The following is a 14722-nucleotide window of genomic DNA, read 5'->3' as shown; positions in this document are numbered from 1 at the left end:
GGATCCAGTGTCGACAGTTGTTCATTATATTCTCCTATTATCCATGTATATTATATGAAAGCGACAGATTAGTTTACTCGGGTTAGAAAGAACGCTCGAGTTCTAACCGCATGGCAACGAAAGACGCGACCACAGAGGAGACCGGACGAAACTCCTTCGTCTACGTCGTCGCCGCGTTGGCGGCGCTCAACGGACTGTTGTTCGGCTTCGACACCGGCGTTATCGCCGGCGCGATGCTGTACATCCAGAACAGCTTCGATCTGACCGCGCTGTTTGGCTACCCCATGAGCGCCTCGTTCGTCGAGGGGCTCATCGTCAGCGGCGCGATGGGCGGTGCGATCGTCGGCGCCGCGTTCGGTGGCCGACTCGCCGACCGACTCGGACGGCGTCGACTCATCCTCGTCGGCGCCGTGATCTTCTTCGTCGGCTCGCTCGTCATGGCGATCGCCCCGAACGTCGAGGTGTTGATCTTCGGCCGACTGATCAACGGCGTCGGGATCGGCTTCGCCTCCGTGGTCGGCCCCCTCTACATTTCCGAGCTTGCGCCGCCGAAGATCCGCGGCTCGCTGGTCTCGCTCAATCAGCTGACGATTACGAGCGGTATCCTCATCGCCTACCTCGTGAACTACGCCTTTTCGGGCGGCGGTGACTGGCGCTGGATGCTCGGGCTCGGGATGATTCCCGCCGTCGTGCTGTTCGTCGGGATGCTGTTTATGCCCGAGAGTCCCCGCTGGCTATACGAACAGGGACGGGTCGACGACGCTCGCGACGTGCTCTCCCGAACCCGAACCGAGAGCCGCGTCGCCGCGGAGCTCCGCGAGATCAAGGAAACGGTCAAAACGGAGTCCGGCACCGTCGGCGATCTGTTCAAACCGTGGGTTCGGCCGATGCTCGTCGTCGGGATCGGGCTGGCCGCCTTCCAGCAGGTAACCGGGATCAACGTCGTCATGTACTACGCGCCGGTGATCCTCGAGTCGACCGGGTTCCAGGACACCGCCTCGATCCTGGCGACGGTCGGGATCGGCGTCGTTAACGTCGTGATGACGGTCGTCGCCGTGCTCCTGATCGATCGGACTGGTCGGCGGCCGCTGTTGCTGACCGGACTCGTCGGGATGACCGTCATGCTCGGCCTGCTCGGACTCGCGTTCTTCTTGCCCGGGCTCTCGGGGATCGTCGGCTGGCTCGCGACGATCGGCCTGATGCTGTACGTCGCCTTCTTCGCGATCGGGCTCGGCCCGGTCTTCTGGCTGCTGATCTCCGAGATCTACCCCACACAGATCCGGGGGACGGCGATGGGTGCCGCGACGGTCGTCAACTGGGCGGCGAACCTGCTGGTCTCGCTTACCTTCCTGGGACTGGTCGACGCCGTCGGCCAAGCCAGCACGTTCTGGCTCTTCGGGGCCTGCTCTCTGGCCGCGCTGATCTTCTGCTACAAGCTCGTTCCCGAGACGAAGGGACGCTCGCTCGAGGAGATCGAGGCCGATCTGCGCGAGAACACCCTCGTCGGACCGGACGACCACCCCGACGCGGTCGGCAGCGACGACTGAGCGCAGTTCTATTTTTTGAAAAGAACAGGAGTTCGGTCGCTGACCGCGACGGCTATCGATCGGTGTGGATCAGTCCGAAGTCGAAGCCGGCCCCGTGCTCTCGGGCGTCCTCGTAGACGACGTGGGCCGCCGCGACGTCCTGAATCGCGAGCCCGGTGGAGTCGAAGACGGTGACGCCGGTGTCGTCCTCGCGAGCCGGCTTCTTGCCGGCAACGAGTTCGCCGATCTCGCCGTAGATATCGTCGTCCGTAAGCGTCCCCTCGTTGTACGGGACGTTGACCTCGCCGGAGTGGGTACACTGCTTGTGGTCGTCGATAACGATCGTCGACTCGAGCAGCAGTTCGTCGCTCAGTTCGTGTTTCTCCTCGGCGTCGGCGCCGATCGCATTGATGTGAGTGTGGTCGCCGACGTCCTCGAGGCCGACGACGGGATCCCGGACTGGCGTCACCGTCGAGAGGACGTCACAGTGGCCCGCCTCGGAGATCGAGCCCGCACGGACGTCGAACTCGTCGCCGTAGGCGTCGATGAAGCGCTGAACGCGGTCGTCGTCGAGATCGCTGACGACGACCTCCTCGATCGGGCGGATCTCGCTGATCGCCTCGAGCTGGGTGTACGACTGGACGCCCGCGCCGACGACCCCCATCGACGTGGCGTCGGGAACGGCGAGGTAGTCGGTCGCGACGGCCGCCGCCGCACCCGTCCGTTTCATCGTCAGCGCGGTGCCGTCCATGATCGCCAGCGGGGAGGCGGTCTCCGGGTCGGAATAGATCATCGTCCCGAGTACGGTCGGCAGATCGTGATCGGTGGGATTGTCGGGGTGGACGTTGACCCACTTGACCCCCGCCGCGTCCCACTCGCCCGCGTCGAGGTAGGCGGGCATCGACCGGAAGTCGCCGTTGTACTGGGGCAGGTCGATGTAGGATTTGGCCGGCATCTGGGCGTCGCCGCGCTCGTAGGCGCCGAAGGCGTCCTCGACTGCACTGATAACGTCGGCCATCCGCGCGTGCTCGTCGACGTCGTCGCTGTCCAGGAGAAGCGTCTGCATATCGGCGAATATTGCGGGCTGCTACTTAAGTGGTGCTAAGTGACGGACGGGATGCTCCTCGAGCGGGGTAGCGAAAGAAATCGACGTGTGGGCCGACCAATCGATCGAACGGTGCGTTACTTCGGTCGAACGGCAGGGTGGACGAGTGAGCGAGCAATCCGCTCGCTCAGGTGTGTGAGATTCTTCGAATCTCGCCTACATCATGCCGCCCATACCGCCACCCATGCCGCCCATGCCGCCCATACCGCCGCCGCCCGGCGGCATCTCCTCGTCATCGTCGTCGTCGGCGACGGCGAGGTCACCGGCGGCGATGACGTCGTCGATGCGCAGCAGCATGACGGCAGCCTCGGTGGCCGACTCGATCGCCTGGGTCTTCACGCGAAGCGGCTCGTAGACGCCTTCCTCGCCCATGTCGATCGTGTCGCCGGTGAACGCGTCCAGTCCGGAGGCCTCGTTACCGCCGTCGTGGGCCGCGCGCAGCTCGACCAGCGAGTCGATGGGATCGAGACCGGCGTTCTCGGCGAGGGTGCGCGGGATGACCTCGAGGGCGTCGGCGAACGCCTCGACGGCCAGCTGCTCGCGGCCGCCGACGGAATCGGCGTGGTCCCGCAGGGCGAGCGAGAGCTCGATCTCGGGCGCACCGCCGCCGGCCACGACCTTGCCGTCCTCGAGGGTCGTGCGCACGACGCCCAGCGAGTCCTCGATTGCGCGGTCGACCTCGTCGATGACGTGTTCGGTGCCGCCGCGGAGGATCAGGGTGACGGCCTTGGCGTCGTCGACGTCCTCGACGAAGATTCGCTGGTCGCCCGCGATCTCCTTCTGGGCGACGCTGCCGGCGAAGCCGAGGTCGTCCTCGGTCAGGTCGTCGACGCTGGTGACGGGCGTCGCACCGGTCGCGCGGGCCAGCTGGCTCTGGTCGCTGGACTTGACGCGACGGACGGCGATGATGCCCTCCTGGGCCAGGTAGTGCTGGGCCATGTCGTCGATGCCGCCGTCGACGAAGACGACGTCGGCGCCGGCGTCGGCGACCTTCTGGGCCATCTCCTGGAGCTGGGCCTCTTCCTGCTCTAAGAACTGCTCGAGCTGGTCGGGGTCGGTGACGTTGACCTCGGCGTCGATCTCGGTCTCCTTAATCTCGAGGTCGCCGTCGACGATCGCGACGTTGGCGTCCTCGGCGAAGTACGGCATGTTCTCGGAGACGCGCTCCTTGTCGACGATGACGCCCTCGACGAGCTCGGAGTTCTCGATCGAGCCGCCGACGACCTTCTCGACTTTGATGTTGTCCGTGTCGACCTCGTCGTCGTCCGCGACGGACTGGACGGCGCTGACGACGAGCTCGGCGAGCAGGTCGCGGGCGCTCTCTGCGCCCTTCCCGGTCATCGCCGTCGCGGCGATCTGGTGGAGGATCTCCTCGTCGTCCTCGTCGACGTCGATAGCGATCTCCTCGAGGGCCTCCGTGGCCTCCTCGGCGGCCTGGCGGTACCCCTGGGCGAGGGTGGTGGCGTGGATGTCCTGGTCGAGGAGGTCCTCGGCCTGGGTGAGGAGTTCGCCGGCGACGACGACGGCGCTCGTCGTTCCGTCACCGACCTCGTCCTCCTGGGTCTCGGCGACTTCGACGATCATGTCGGCCGCCGGGTGGTCGATCTCCATCTCCGAGAGCAGCGTCACGCCGTCGTTCGTGACGATAACGTTACCCGAGGAGTCGACGAGCATCTTGTCCATCCCTTTCGGACCGAGTGTGGTCCGTACCGACTCGGCGACGGCCTTGCCGGCCTGGACGTTCATCGACTGGGCGTCCTTGCCGGACGTTCGCTGGCTGTCCTCCGAGAGTACGATAAGGGGCTGGTTGCCCATCTGCTGTTGTGCCATAGTCACCTGATGGATTGATTGCTATTCTATATAAAACCTTCGCTATAGGATGACACAACCCCTCACACAACGGTTCAGTACGGGGATTCGGTACTGCCGCTCGTTCCACTATTTATATGCAACGAGCGCGACGAAAACGCGTTCCGACCGGAACGCGAGCGATCAGGATTCGCTACCGGGGTAGCGGTGGTACTGCATCCCCTGGTGTTTCATTTCGTTGTGGCGCTCCTCGAGGAACGAGTACACCGTTCCGTGAGGGGCGCCGTCGAGCAGCATCTCGGCGGCGGTGCGAACGGCGTCGACCTCCGGCGGGGCGCCGATCGCGCCGAGCGTCGAGCCGTAGATAACGACGTCGGCGCCCGACAGCTCCTCCATGAGCTCGCGGGTGCGACCGTCCTCGCCGATGAGCCGGCCCTTCTTGCGTTTCATGTCGTTTTTGTTGCGTGCGGCGGCGTCGATGTCGACGATGTCGAGTTGCATCATGTCGTCCTCGAGCAGCTGCAGCGCCTCCTCTGGCGGAAAGCCGCGACCGATCGCGCGAACGATTTCGGGTCCCTTGAGTCCGCGAACGGGATCGCCGACGGTCTCGACGGCGACGGAGCCGTTCTCCGAGTCGATGTCCAGACGGACCTCCGCCGCCGCCTCGATCTCGCGCATCGTCTCGCCGCCCTCGCCGATGAGGACACCGATGCGGTCCTGCGGAATCTTCACGTGCTTCATGCCCTTCAGTATTCGCTCAGCGAGGTTAAGGCCTTGGTCCGCCATCGACGGTGCAACGGTTATACCCCGTTTCGACGTCTCTCTCGACATGGCGAACGAACCGCGGTACGAAGTGTCGGTATCGGACGACCGATCGCTCGAGGGAACGCTCCTCGTCGGCCTCTCGAACTTCGGGCTCGCGGGGCTCACCGCGGCGGATCACCTGCTCACACAGTTCGAGTTCGAGCAGGTCGGCCACGTCCGCTCTCGAAACCTGCCGACGGTCACCCCCTTCGAAGACGGGACGCCCAGACGGCCGATGCGTCTCTACGCGGCGGCCGATCACGATATCTGCGTGCTCGTCAGCGAGGTCGTCGTTCCGGTGTGGGCCGCCGCCGCGTTCGCGGACGCCGTGGAGAACCTCGTCGCCTCGAGCCGGCTCGAGGAGATCGCCCTCCTGCACGGGTTCCGTTCCCCCACGGCCCCGACGAACACGCGGTCTTCTTCGTCGCGACGCCCGAGTACCGTGAGCGGCGGCTCGAGGAATCCGAGTTCGAACCGCTTCGTGGCGGCGTCCTCGACGGCGTTCCCGGCGAGTTCACGAATCGGAGCCTGGACGGTAGGCTGCCACCCCTCGGGACGATCGTCACGCCGATCCACCCGCCGGGACCGGACTTCGACGCCGCTGTTCGGTTCCTGGACTTTCTCCGCGAGGGGTACGGTCTCGAGGTCGACGATCGACAGCTCCGGGAGCGCTCGGAGTCGATAAGTCGCTACTACGGAGAGCTCGCGGATCGCATCGAGACGCTCGAGTCGGAGGGAGGGAGCTCGGAGGAACGCCAGTTGCCGATGGATCGAATGTTCATGCAAGTTACCCACGACTTCAGTCGTGGGCTTTCCCCCGCGAGAGGTTTCGGCCCACGCTTCGTCCGTCGCCTCGGGCGGGTTGTACGGCAGAAGGTCAGTCACACGGAGGGATTTCCTGCGTGGTTTTCCGACCCGTGGTCTGCGTCCGAATCTGCTTCACACCGCTTTAATTATCGGTGGACTCTCACCGGTTCATGGTCGGGTAGTCCGACCAGAGGGGCGCTGTATCATCCGTCCCCGACATCAGGGCCTACCTACGGAGGCCCCTCCACAGCCGACACATTTGGCCGACCGAGAGTGTGACCTAATCATGTTTCCATTGACACTTAATGATAGCGGTGGCGAAACCAGCCGTGCTATCGGCGGCGGGATCAGAAGGACCGTCGGATTCCTCCCACGACTACAGTCGTGGGCTTCCTCCTCGAATCACGTGAGACGTCGCGGCCGAGCGGCGTTACGGGCGTCGGGAACGAGCGATCGACTCTCCGATCGCCGGAAGCACGAGCATCGAACCCACCCCGACGACGATCGCTACGAGGATCGACAGCGGCGGGACGCCGACGACGACCGCGACCCCGACACCGCCGTAGGCCGCGACGGCGAGGGCGGTGTTGTAGTGGACGAACCGAAGGGCGATCAGCGCCGGCGAAAGCGTGAGCCAGCCGAGCGTCTCCGTTCCAAGCGGCCGAACCCATCCGCCACGAACGAGGGTGCCGACCAGCACCATGGTCAGCCAGGCGACGATCGCGGCCGCCGTTACCCCGTAACTCGCCGTCGAACTGGTCATTCCGACGAGCAGCAGTACCGGAAGCCCGAGGATCGACACCTCGCCGAAGATCGACGTCAGGTCGTGAAGGAAGCAGCCGAATCGGCTCTTCTCCATGGTGGCTATCGTGCCGTACCCGTACCACGACTGACGCTTTCGCGTGTGGGCGGGACGGGTCCGCCGGCCGGGTGTCCGATCGCGCCGGTCTCTGCTCATACCGGTGACAACGGCCACCACCGATAAATAGCCGATGACTCCCCGCAGGTTACCGGCTCTCGGCCGATCCGGTGACGGAACGGAATCGAACCGATGCCGAGTCCGTGTCGACGACGGCGACCGTTCGGTGTTCGTCGGGAACCGTCGGGAACTGCGCGCCGGGGTTGAGCAGCGTCGTGTCGCCTACGTCGGTGTGGTCGCGTCGGTGGTGGTGGCCGTAGCAGACGACGTCGTACGTCTCGGCCGCGGCGAGCGCTTCGACCTCCGCCTTCGACTCCCCGTGAAGGGCCGCAAAGGAGAGCCCGTCGAACTCGAGGTCGGCGAACCGGCCGTGGAGTTCGCTTCCCTCGCCAAGGGCGTCGAACGTCGCCTCGAGGCCGGAGATTTCGCCGTCGTTGTTCCCGAGCACCCCGTGGAGTTCGAACCCCTCGAACGCCGAGAGCAGGGGCGGCGCGACGAAGTCGCCGCAGTGGATGACGACCTCGACGTCCTCCGCCTCGAAAACGTCGGCTGCGCGTTCGGCCGCGGCGACGTTGTCGTGGGTGTCGGAGACGATCCCGATGTTCATACCACATCGCGTGCGGTCGAGCCACTAAGACGTTCGGACGGACCTCCTTCCACTACGGCCGGAGCGACGTCGGAACGCCGGCCGACTCGAGTGCCTGCCGTCGCTCGGATTCCGACAGCCGGTAGGGCTCGAGTTCGTCCGCGAGCGAGCCGAGCGAATCCCGCCGACGCTGGTGCTCGATCAGGAAATCGGCGATCCGATCGGTCGCGATCTCCTTCAGTTCCCCGCTGAGCAGGTTCCCCGACCGGTACTCCCGGGCGATGCGCTCGAGTTCGGCGTCGTCGTCCTCGAAGAAGAACCGTAAATACTGAAACGGAACGTCGATCGACGGGTCGCCGCCCTTCTCGCGGTGAGCCTCGAGCGTTGCTCGCCCACCCGTGTAGGCGTAGGTGCGGATCGTCTCCGCGACGGTCTCCGAATCGTCGGTGAGTTCGATCGACGCCGCCTCGCTCGAGGAACTCATCTTGCCCGGCCCCTCGAGGCTCGGCAGGAAACGTCCGAGCAGGGCGCCCGGCTTCTCGACGGGCAGGGCCTCTCTCGCCGCGACGTCCCGACAGACGCGGACGTGGGGATCCTGATCGACGGCGATCGGAACCAGCGTGGGCTGGCGGCCCGCGACCAGCTGGGGCAGGAGGAGGTGTGTAGCCTGGACGGCCGGATAGAACTGCAGCCCGACGGTGTCCTGCTCGCCGTAGACCGCCTCGACGGTCGCTGGCGTGAGGTGTTTCGCGAGTCGCACGGCGATCGGGTAGATCACGTCCGCGTCGGCGGTATCGACGACGATTCGGGTCCTCGCGGGGTCGAACCCAACGGCGAGCACGTCTCGCAGGTTCTCGCGGGTGTGCTCGCCGATCGAGTCGAACGATTCCTCCTTCGCAAGGAACTTTTCGTCGTCGGAGAGTGGAACGTAGACCGTCGCCCCTGTCTTCTCTTGGAACCGCTTCGCGAGATACAGCGGCAGGACGTGCCCGAGGTGCATCGGACCAGAGGGGCCGCGGCCTGTGACCAAGGCGTGCGGATCGCCCGCCTCGGCAGCCTCGAGGTAGCGGTCGACGTCGCGGCCGGCATAGAACGTTCGTCTGCGAATCGCGGGATGGTCAGGGAGGCGCTCGATGTATGCGTCGGTGAGGGGATCGGCACCGAAGCGCTCGAGCAGCTTTTCGTAGTCGACGTTGCCGGAGACGGCGTAGGGCGTAACGGTGAAGTCGTCGGTGTCGGTAGTCGTATGATCGGTGCGGTCGGTCGAATTGGTCGTGTTCGGCATCCTGTATGGAGTTGACGGCGATGGCTGGCGAGCGAGACGTGAAGCAGAACGAGCAAAGGGAGCCACCGTCGTTGCGACCACGGGTTAGGCCGCGTCGTCCGCAGCGACGACACTGTTCGCTCTCGAGCGGGCGTGCCAGCGCCAGTCGAGAGCGGCCGTCATCAGTCGAGTAACGTAATCAGATAATAAAGAAGGTTTCGGCCGACCGTTAGCCTCGAGACGGATCCGGCTCCGGATTCGTGACGAACTCGAGCAGTTCGTCGGGGTCGGTCTCGACGCCCTGCCGGGAGAAGAAGTTCGCGACGTTCTCGCAGTCCCGTTCGAGGAAGTCCCGACTGTTGGGGTGGTGGACGGTGACGGCCTGGCCGAGATCGATGACGACGAGCTGGCCCTCGTCGAAGACGACGTTGTACTCGCTCAGGTCGCCGTGGACGATTCCGGCGGAGTAGAGCCGGCGCATGTACTCGCGCATGACCCCGTAGGCGGTTTCGGGGTTCTCGATGTGAACCTCGCCGAGGCGTTTCGCGCGGCCGTCCTCGTTGCCGATGTACTCCATCACGAGGACGTTCCGCTCGGTCGCGATCGGCTCCGGCACGCGAACACCCGCTTTCTTCGCCCGCCTGAGGTTCGCCAGCTCCTTTTTCGTCCAGGCGAGCACGACGTCTTTCTTTTTGCCGCCCAGCCCCTCGAAGCGCGGGTCGCCCTCGAGGTAGTCACGCATCTGGCGGAAGTTCGAAGCGTTGATGCGGTAGACCTTGACGGCGACCTCGCGGTCGTCGCCCAGCGCGTGGTAGACGTTCGCCTCCTTGCCCGTCGACAGCGGCCCCCCGAACGCCTCGACGTAGCCGTCCTGGACCAGCTTGTACAGCGCCGCCAGCGTCGCGTCGTCGAACACCGACTGCTCGACCTTGAACTGGTCGGCGTCCTTGATCCGCTCCTCGAACTGCTCGAACTCCCGATCGCGCTTGCGGGCGATCCGATCGGCCTCGGTGTCCGAGACGTCGATCTCCTCCCACTCGTCCCCTGGCGTGTCGACCTCCTCGAGGTCGACCAGCCCGTACTCCGATCCCTGTTCCATCTGTCGGCGTCTACGGGGTCGGTGCGGGTAAAGACTGGGTATCGGCGGATCGCCGCCGAAACTCGGTTCCCCCTTCGGCCGACTGCGACGAACGCCCGATCGACGGCTCTACGTTTTTCCGCTCGCGAAGCGTACCGGCCCGCATGAACCGATCAGTCGAACGTCAACCGACGAGGGGCGAGCGATGAGCGACCACGACGTGACGCTCGAGTGGCCCGACGGCCGGAGCGAAACGGTGGCGGTCGATCCACAGGAGACGGTCCTCGAGGCGGCCCTGCGCGAGGGGATCCGGCTGCCCTACGACTGTCGGAAGGGGACCTGTACGGCCTGCGTGGGGCGGGTGCTCGCCGTCGATGGAAGTCGGGACGAGAGCGACGAGTCGCCCGACGCCGCAAGCGCCGTCGACTACCGGCGCCCGCCGCGGGCGCTCGAGGAGTCCGACCGGGCCGACGGCTACGCGCTGCTGTGTATCGCCCACCCTCGAGCCGACTGTCGCATCGAGGTCGGTCCGATGGTCCGCAGCCAGCTTGGCGACAGTCCCTGGGGGTAAGTTCCCCGGTCGCGGGCAGCTTTATCCCCGCGTTCGTGGTACGCCCAATCATGAGTGACGCTGACACTCCAGCCGACGCCGAGCCGAGCCACGACCACGACCACCATGGTCACGAGGGGCCGGGCTATGCGACCCCGCAGGCCGCCCTCGAGGAGGGCGAGCGCGAGGAGCTCGCCTACGTGATGAGCCTCTACACCGGAACCGACATCGACGAACCCGACTTCGTTGCCGTCGTCGACCTCGATCCGGACTCCGATACCTACTGCGAGATCGTCGATCGCCTCGAGATGCCCGAGCGAGGCGACGAACTCCACCACTTCGGGTGGAACGCCTGCTCGTCGTCGTGTCACGTCGAGGGTCTCGAGCGTCGGCACCTGATCGTCCCCGGCCAGCGTTCCTCTCGAATCCACGTCGTCGACACGAAGGACCGCCGGAATCCGGAGCTCGTCGAGGTGATCGAGCCCGAGGAGGTCTTCGAGTACGACCTCTCGGCGCCCCACACCGTCCACTGCGTGCCCGAGGGCAAGATCATCATCAGCATGCTCGGCGACGCCGACGGCGAGCTCCCGGGCGGCTTCCTCGAGCTCAACCACGACTTCGAGATCGAGGGGCGCTGGGAGCCGCCGGGCGAGATCGAGATGAACTACGACTACTGGTACCAGCCCCGCCAGAACGTGATGGTCTCGACGGAGTGGGCCGCGCCGAAGACCTACTACCCCGGGTTCGACCTCGAGGACGTCGAGGACGGCAAGTACGGCCGACGGCTCCACTTCTGGGACTGGGAGAACGGAACCGTCGAGCAGACGATCGATCTCGGCGAGGAGGGCCAGATCCCGCTCGAGGTTCGGTTCCTCCACACGCCCGAGTCGACCCACGGCTTCGTCGGCACCGCACTCTCCTCGAACATCTTCCACTTCTGGCGCGATCGGGACGGGGAGTACCGCGCCGAGAAGGCGATCGACTTCGAGGCCCGCGAGCACGAGGACTGGGACATGCCCGTACCGGGACTGACGACCGACATCCTGATCTCGATGGACGACCGCTACCTGTTCGGCTCGAACTGGCTCCACGGCGAGCTGTGGATGTACGACATCTCGGATCCGTCGAACCCGCGGCGGGCCGACTCGCTGTCGGTCGGGGGCACCTTCGGCGAGGTCCGGGAGGTCCAGGGACGCGAGCTGGCGGCCGGCCCGCAGATGATCCAGCTCAGCCTCGACGGCGAGCGCCTGTACTGGACGAGCTCGCTGTTCTCCACGTGGGACGACCAGTTCTACCCCGAGGAGGCCGAGAAGGGGTCGGTGATGCTGAAAGCCGACGTCGATCCCCGAAACGGTACCCTCGAGCTCGACGAGGACTTCCTGGTCGACTGGGGCGAGTGCCCGAAGGGACCGGCCCGCGCCCACGAGATCCGCTGGCCCGACGGCGACTGCACCAGCGACGTCTGGCAGTGACGAGAACCCACAACGTCACCCTCGAGCGGACCGACGGCTCCGACAGGACGATCGAGGTCGGGAGCGGCGAGACGGTCCTCGAGGCGAGCGAACGGACCGACCGGGCGGTTCCCTTTGGCTGTCGAACCGGAGCCTGCGGAACCTGCGCGGGACGCCTGCTCGAGGTCGACGGCACGGTAGTCCACGAGAATATCGATGAGTCGGCGACCGACGGATCGTCGGCGGTCGCAGACGCCTTCGCGTACCGCCGCGAACCGCGAGCGTTAAAACCGCGTCACCGAGAGGCGGGGTACGTCCTGCTCTGTATCGCGACCCCGCGAGCGGACTGTCGGGTCGCCGTCGGCTCGCGAGCCCGGAGCGGCCTCGTCGACAACCCCTGGAAGTAGCGGGACTCGGCCCGCTCGAGTGTGCTCCGCGAACGACGTCAGTAACGTTAACGGAGCCGCGGCGTAACCCTCGAGCAACGAATGTCCCTCGCCGACGAGAACGCCGACGAAGAGAACCCGTACCTCCGGGATCCGCCGACCGATTTCGAGCCGCTCGAGGAGCTCTCGGAAGCGGAGGCGGAGCGACAGGTCGAACTGCTCCGCGAGGCCGTTCGCGAGCACGATCGGCGGTACTACGTCGAGAACGATCCCCTCGTCGCCGATCGAGCCTACGACGCCCTCTTTGCTCGCCTGCGGGAGCTCGAGGACGCCTTCGATCTCACTAGCCCGGATAGTCCGACCAGAAGCGTCGGCGGCGAGCCGATCGAGGCGTTCGAGACGGTCGAGCACGTCACGCCGATGCTCTCGATCGACCAGAGCGGAGAGGAAGAAGATGTCCGGGAGTTCGACGACCGGGTGAAGCGCGAGGTTGGCGCGGTCGAGTACGTCTGCGAGCCCAAGTTCGACGGCGTCTCGATGGAGTTCGTCTACGAGAACGGCCGCCTCGAACGGGCGGTCACCCGCGGCGACGGCCGCGAGGGCGACGACGTAACGAAAAACGCCCGCACCATCGGTTCGGTTCCCCAGCGACTCCACGGCGACCACCCCGATTTCCTCGTGGTGCGCGGCGAAGTCTACATGCCGAAGGAGGCCTTTCAGGAACACAACCGCGAGCGGATCGAGCGCGGCGAGGAACCCTTCGCCAACCCGCGAAACGCCACCGCGGGGACGATCCGCCAGCTCGATCCCTCGGTGGTTGCCGACCGTCCCCTCGAGGTCTTCTACTTCGACGTGCTCGAGGCCAGCGAGCTCGCAAAGAGCCACCGAGAGGAGCTCGAGCGCTTCCCCGAGTGGGGGCTGCGGGTAACGGATCACGTCGAGGTGGTCGACGACATCGACGACGCCATCGCGTACCGCGACCGCATGCTCGAGGCCCGCGACGACCTCGCGTACGAGATCGACGGCACCGTCATCAAGGTCGACGATCGCGAGGCCCGCGAGGAGCTGGGTCGAACGGCCAGACACGACCGCTACGCCTTCGCCTACAAATTCCCCGCCCGCGCGGAGGTGACGCCGATCGCCGACGTCGCGGTTCAGATCGGCCGCACCGGTCGGGTGACCCCCGTCGCGCTGCTCGAGCCGGTCGACGTCGGCGGCGTGACGGTCTCGCGGGCGAGTCTGCACAATCCCGAGGAGATCGCCGAGAAGAACGTCAACGTCGGCGACACCGTCCGCGTGCAGCGGGCGGGCGACGTCATCCCGTACGTCGAGGAGGTCGTCGAGAAGGGGAGCGAGGGCCACTACGAGCTGCCCGACCACTGTCCCGTCTGTGACAGCGCCATCGAGCGCGACGGCCCGATGGCCTTCTGTACGGGCGGCCTCGCCTGCGACGCTCAACTGCGTCGATCGATCGAGTACTATGCGAGCGACGACGGTCTCGACCTCGAGGGCCTGGGCGAGAAGAGCCTCCGCCAGCTCGTGAACACGGGCCTGCTCGAGTCCGTCGCGGACCTCTACGAGCTCGATCACGAGGAGCTGACCGCTCTCGAGGGTTGGGGCGAGAGAAGCGCCGAGAACCTGCTCGCGGAGATCGACTCGGCCAGGGAACCTCCGCTCGCAGATTTCCTCTCCGCGCTCGGCATCCCCCACGTCGGTCCGACGACCGCCCGCGAGCTGGCTCGCGAGTTCGGCACCTTTGAACGGGTTCGGACGACCGCAGCGGACGAGCCCGAGTCGCTCGAGGGCGTCGACGACGTCGGTGAGACCGTCGCGACTCAGATCCACGACTTCTTCGCCAGCGAGGCCAACGCTGCTGCCGTCGACGCGATCCTCGAGCACGTCTCGCCACAGGAGTCGGAACTGGAACCCGGCGGGGACGAACTCGAGGGGCTGACGTTCGTCTTCACGGGCTCGCTCGAGGGCAGTACGCGAGACGAGGCCCAGGAAACTGTCGAGGCCCACGGCGGGTCGGCGACGGGCAGCGTCTCCGGCAACACCGACTACCTCGTCGCCGGCGAGAGTCCAGGCCAGACGAAGCTCGACGACGCTGCGGACGAGGACGTACCGGTGCTCGAGGAGGGGGAGTTTCGGGAGCTGCTGGCGGAGCGGGGAATCGAGCTCGGGTAGCGTTACCAGTAGATCGTAGCAGTATTTCTTTATTCAGCTTCTCATCTGAAAATCGCGTTACGTACAGGACAAGTAGGTAACGGAGAAGCGATTGGTTTCACCAATAACTGTCAAGAACTGGCTGCTGAATAGAGAGGATACGCTGCTACTTACTGAGTATCGGCTCTGTTGAAATCCTCTTCTTTAGAGATTTATTCACGTGAATATACTGTACACTACACACGTGAACCAAACGACTGACCGCGAACGA

12 protein-coding genes and 1 pseudogene are annotated in these 14722 nt (G+C 65.6%); 6 read left to right on the top strand and 7 right to left on the bottom strand.

Features of this window, described 5'->3' with window-relative positions; all coding sequences use genetic code 11:
* Positions 1-110: 110 nt before the first annotated feature.
* Positions 111-1547 carry a sugar porter family MFS transporter gene (locus ACFEMD_RS10770; protein WP_394741005.1) on the top strand — a complete coding sequence of 479 codons (1437 nt, stop codon included), beginning with the start codon at positions 111-113 and terminating at the stop codon, positions 1545-1547.
* A 52-nt stretch (positions 1548-1599) separates the two neighbouring features.
* Here ACFEMD_RS10770 and ACFEMD_RS10765 read toward each other — a convergent pair whose 3' ends face one another.
* The 3 genes from ACFEMD_RS10765 to ACFEMD_RS10755 all read right to left on the bottom strand — a co-directional run bounded on the left by ACFEMD_RS10765 (position 1600) and on the right by ACFEMD_RS10755 (position 5181).
* Positions 1600-2592: an ornithine cyclodeaminase family protein gene (locus ACFEMD_RS10765; RefSeq protein WP_394741004.1), complete on the bottom strand. Its 993-nt coding sequence runs from the start codon at positions 2590-2592 to the stop codon at positions 1600-1602.
* Between the two features lie 195 nt (positions 2593-2787).
* On the bottom strand, positions 2788-4446 hold the full coding sequence (thsA, locus tag ACFEMD_RS10760) for a thermosome subunit alpha (RefSeq protein WP_394741053.1): 1659 nt from the start codon (positions 4444-4446) through the stop codon (positions 2788-2790).
* Positions 4447-4623: 177 nt separating this feature from the next.
* Complete coding sequence (locus tag ACFEMD_RS10755) at positions 4624-5181, bottom strand: KH domain-containing protein (protein WP_394741003.1); 558 nt, start codon at positions 5179-5181, stop codon at positions 4624-4626.
* On the opposite strand from ACFEMD_RS10755, the pseudogene ACFEMD_RS10750 reads away from it, so the two are divergent.
* Positions 5078-6330, top strand: a pseudogene (locus tag ACFEMD_RS10750) (proteasome assembly chaperone family protein). The gene ACFEMD_RS10755 and the pseudogene ACFEMD_RS10750 overlap by 104 nt on opposite strands.
* A 151-nt stretch (positions 6331-6481) precedes the next feature.
* On the opposite strand, the gene ACFEMD_RS10745 reads toward ACFEMD_RS10750, so the two are convergent.
* The 4 genes from ACFEMD_RS10745 to rio1 form a co-directional block, all read right to left on the bottom strand.
* Positions 6482-7009 (bottom strand): hypothetical protein, encoded by a 528-nt coding sequence (locus ACFEMD_RS10745; protein WP_278290717.1) that lies wholly within the window; start codon positions 7007-7009, stop codon positions 6482-6484.
* Positions 7010-7058: 49 nt separating this feature from the next.
* A complete protein-coding gene (locus ACFEMD_RS10740) occupies positions 7059-7577 on the bottom strand; it encodes a metallophosphoesterase (RefSeq protein ID WP_394741002.1) in 519 nt (172 codons plus the stop codon).
* Positions 7578-7629: 52 nt separating this feature from the next.
* Complete coding sequence (locus ACFEMD_RS10735; protein WP_394741001.1) at positions 7630-8841, bottom strand: tryptophan--tRNA ligase; 1212 nt, start codon at positions 8839-8841, stop codon at positions 7630-7632.
* 208 nt (positions 8842-9049) lie between these two features.
* Positions 9050-9919: a serine/threonine-protein kinase Rio1 gene (rio1, locus tag ACFEMD_RS10730; RefSeq protein WP_394741000.1), complete on the bottom strand. Its 870-nt coding sequence runs from the start codon at positions 9917-9919 to the stop codon at positions 9050-9052.
* 184 nt (positions 9920-10103) lie between these two features.
* Between rio1 and ACFEMD_RS10725 the strand changes: the two genes are divergently transcribed.
* The 4 genes from ACFEMD_RS10725 to ligA all read left to right on the top strand — a co-directional run bounded on the left by ACFEMD_RS10725 (position 10104) and on the right by ligA (position 14472).
* Positions 10104-10469 (top strand): 2Fe-2S iron-sulfur cluster-binding protein, encoded by a 366-nt coding sequence (locus ACFEMD_RS10725; protein WP_394740999.1) that lies wholly within the window; start codon positions 10104-10106, stop codon positions 10467-10469.
* Positions 10470-10519: 50 nt separating this feature from the next.
* Entirely contained in the window at positions 10520-11920 is a 1401-nt protein-coding gene (locus ACFEMD_RS10720) for a selenium-binding family protein (RefSeq protein WP_394740998.1), read from the top strand.
* Positions 11917-12306 carry a 2Fe-2S iron-sulfur cluster-binding protein gene (locus ACFEMD_RS10715; RefSeq protein WP_394740997.1) on the top strand — a complete coding sequence of 130 codons (390 nt, stop codon included), beginning with the start codon at positions 11917-11919 and terminating at the stop codon, positions 12304-12306. Before ACFEMD_RS10720 ends, ACFEMD_RS10715 begins: the two co-directional genes overlap by 4 nt.
* A gap of 81 nt (positions 12307-12387) precedes the next feature.
* Complete coding sequence (ligA, locus tag ACFEMD_RS10710; RefSeq protein ID WP_394740996.1) at positions 12388-14472, top strand: NAD-dependent DNA ligase LigA; 2085 nt, start codon at positions 12388-12390, stop codon at positions 14470-14472.
* Positions 14473-14722: the final 250 nt, after the last annotated feature.

The organism is Natronococcus roseus, assembly GCF_043677095.1.
GTDB lineage: Archaea > Halobacteriota > Halobacteria > Halobacteriales > Natrialbaceae > Natronococcus > Natronococcus roseus.
The sequence above is the reverse complement of the archived record's forward strand: the minus strand, read 5'-3'. Positions and strand labels throughout refer to the sequence as shown.

What these genes read in the sequence shown, in the direction of transcription:
- ACFEMD_RS10770 (WP_394741005.1), top strand. Translation starts at nt 111, where the DNA reads ATGGCAACGAAAGACGCGACCACAGAGGAGACCGGACGAAACTCCTTC.
- ACFEMD_RS10765 (WP_394741004.1), bottom strand. Translation starts at nt 2,592, where the DNA reads ATGCAGACGCTTCTCCTGGACAGCGACGACGTCGACGAGCACGCGCGG.
- thsA (WP_394741053.1), bottom strand. Translation starts at nt 4,446, where the DNA reads ATGGGCAACCAGCCCCTTATCGTACTCTCGGAGGACAGCCAGCGAACG.
- ACFEMD_RS10755 (WP_394741003.1), bottom strand. Translation starts at nt 5,181, where the DNA reads ATGAAGCACGTGAAGATTCCGCAGGACCGCATCGGTGTCCTCATCGGC.
- ACFEMD_RS10745 (WP_278290717.1), bottom strand. Translation starts at nt 7,009, where the DNA reads ATGAGCAGAGACCGGCGCGATCGGACACCCGGCCGGCGGACCCGTCCC.
- ACFEMD_RS10740 (WP_394741002.1), bottom strand. Translation starts at nt 7,577, where the DNA reads ATGAACATCGGGATCGTCTCCGACACCCACGACAACGTCGCCGCGGCC.
- ACFEMD_RS10735 (WP_394741001.1), bottom strand. Translation starts at nt 8,841, where the DNA reads ATGCCGAACACGACCAATTCGACCGACCGCACCGATCATACGACTACC.
- rio1 (WP_394741000.1), bottom strand. Translation starts at nt 9,919, where the DNA reads ATGGAACAGGGATCGGAGTACGGGCTGGTCGACCTCGAGGAGGTCGAC.
- ACFEMD_RS10725 (WP_394740999.1), top strand. Translation starts at nt 10,104, where the DNA reads ATGAGCGACCACGACGTGACGCTCGAGTGGCCCGACGGCCGGAGCGAA.
- ACFEMD_RS10720 (WP_394740998.1), top strand. Translation starts at nt 10,520, where the DNA reads ATGAGTGACGCTGACACTCCAGCCGACGCCGAGCCGAGCCACGACCAC.
- ligA (WP_394740996.1), top strand. Translation starts at nt 12,388, where the DNA reads ATGTCCCTCGCCGACGAGAACGCCGACGAAGAGAACCCGTACCTCCGG.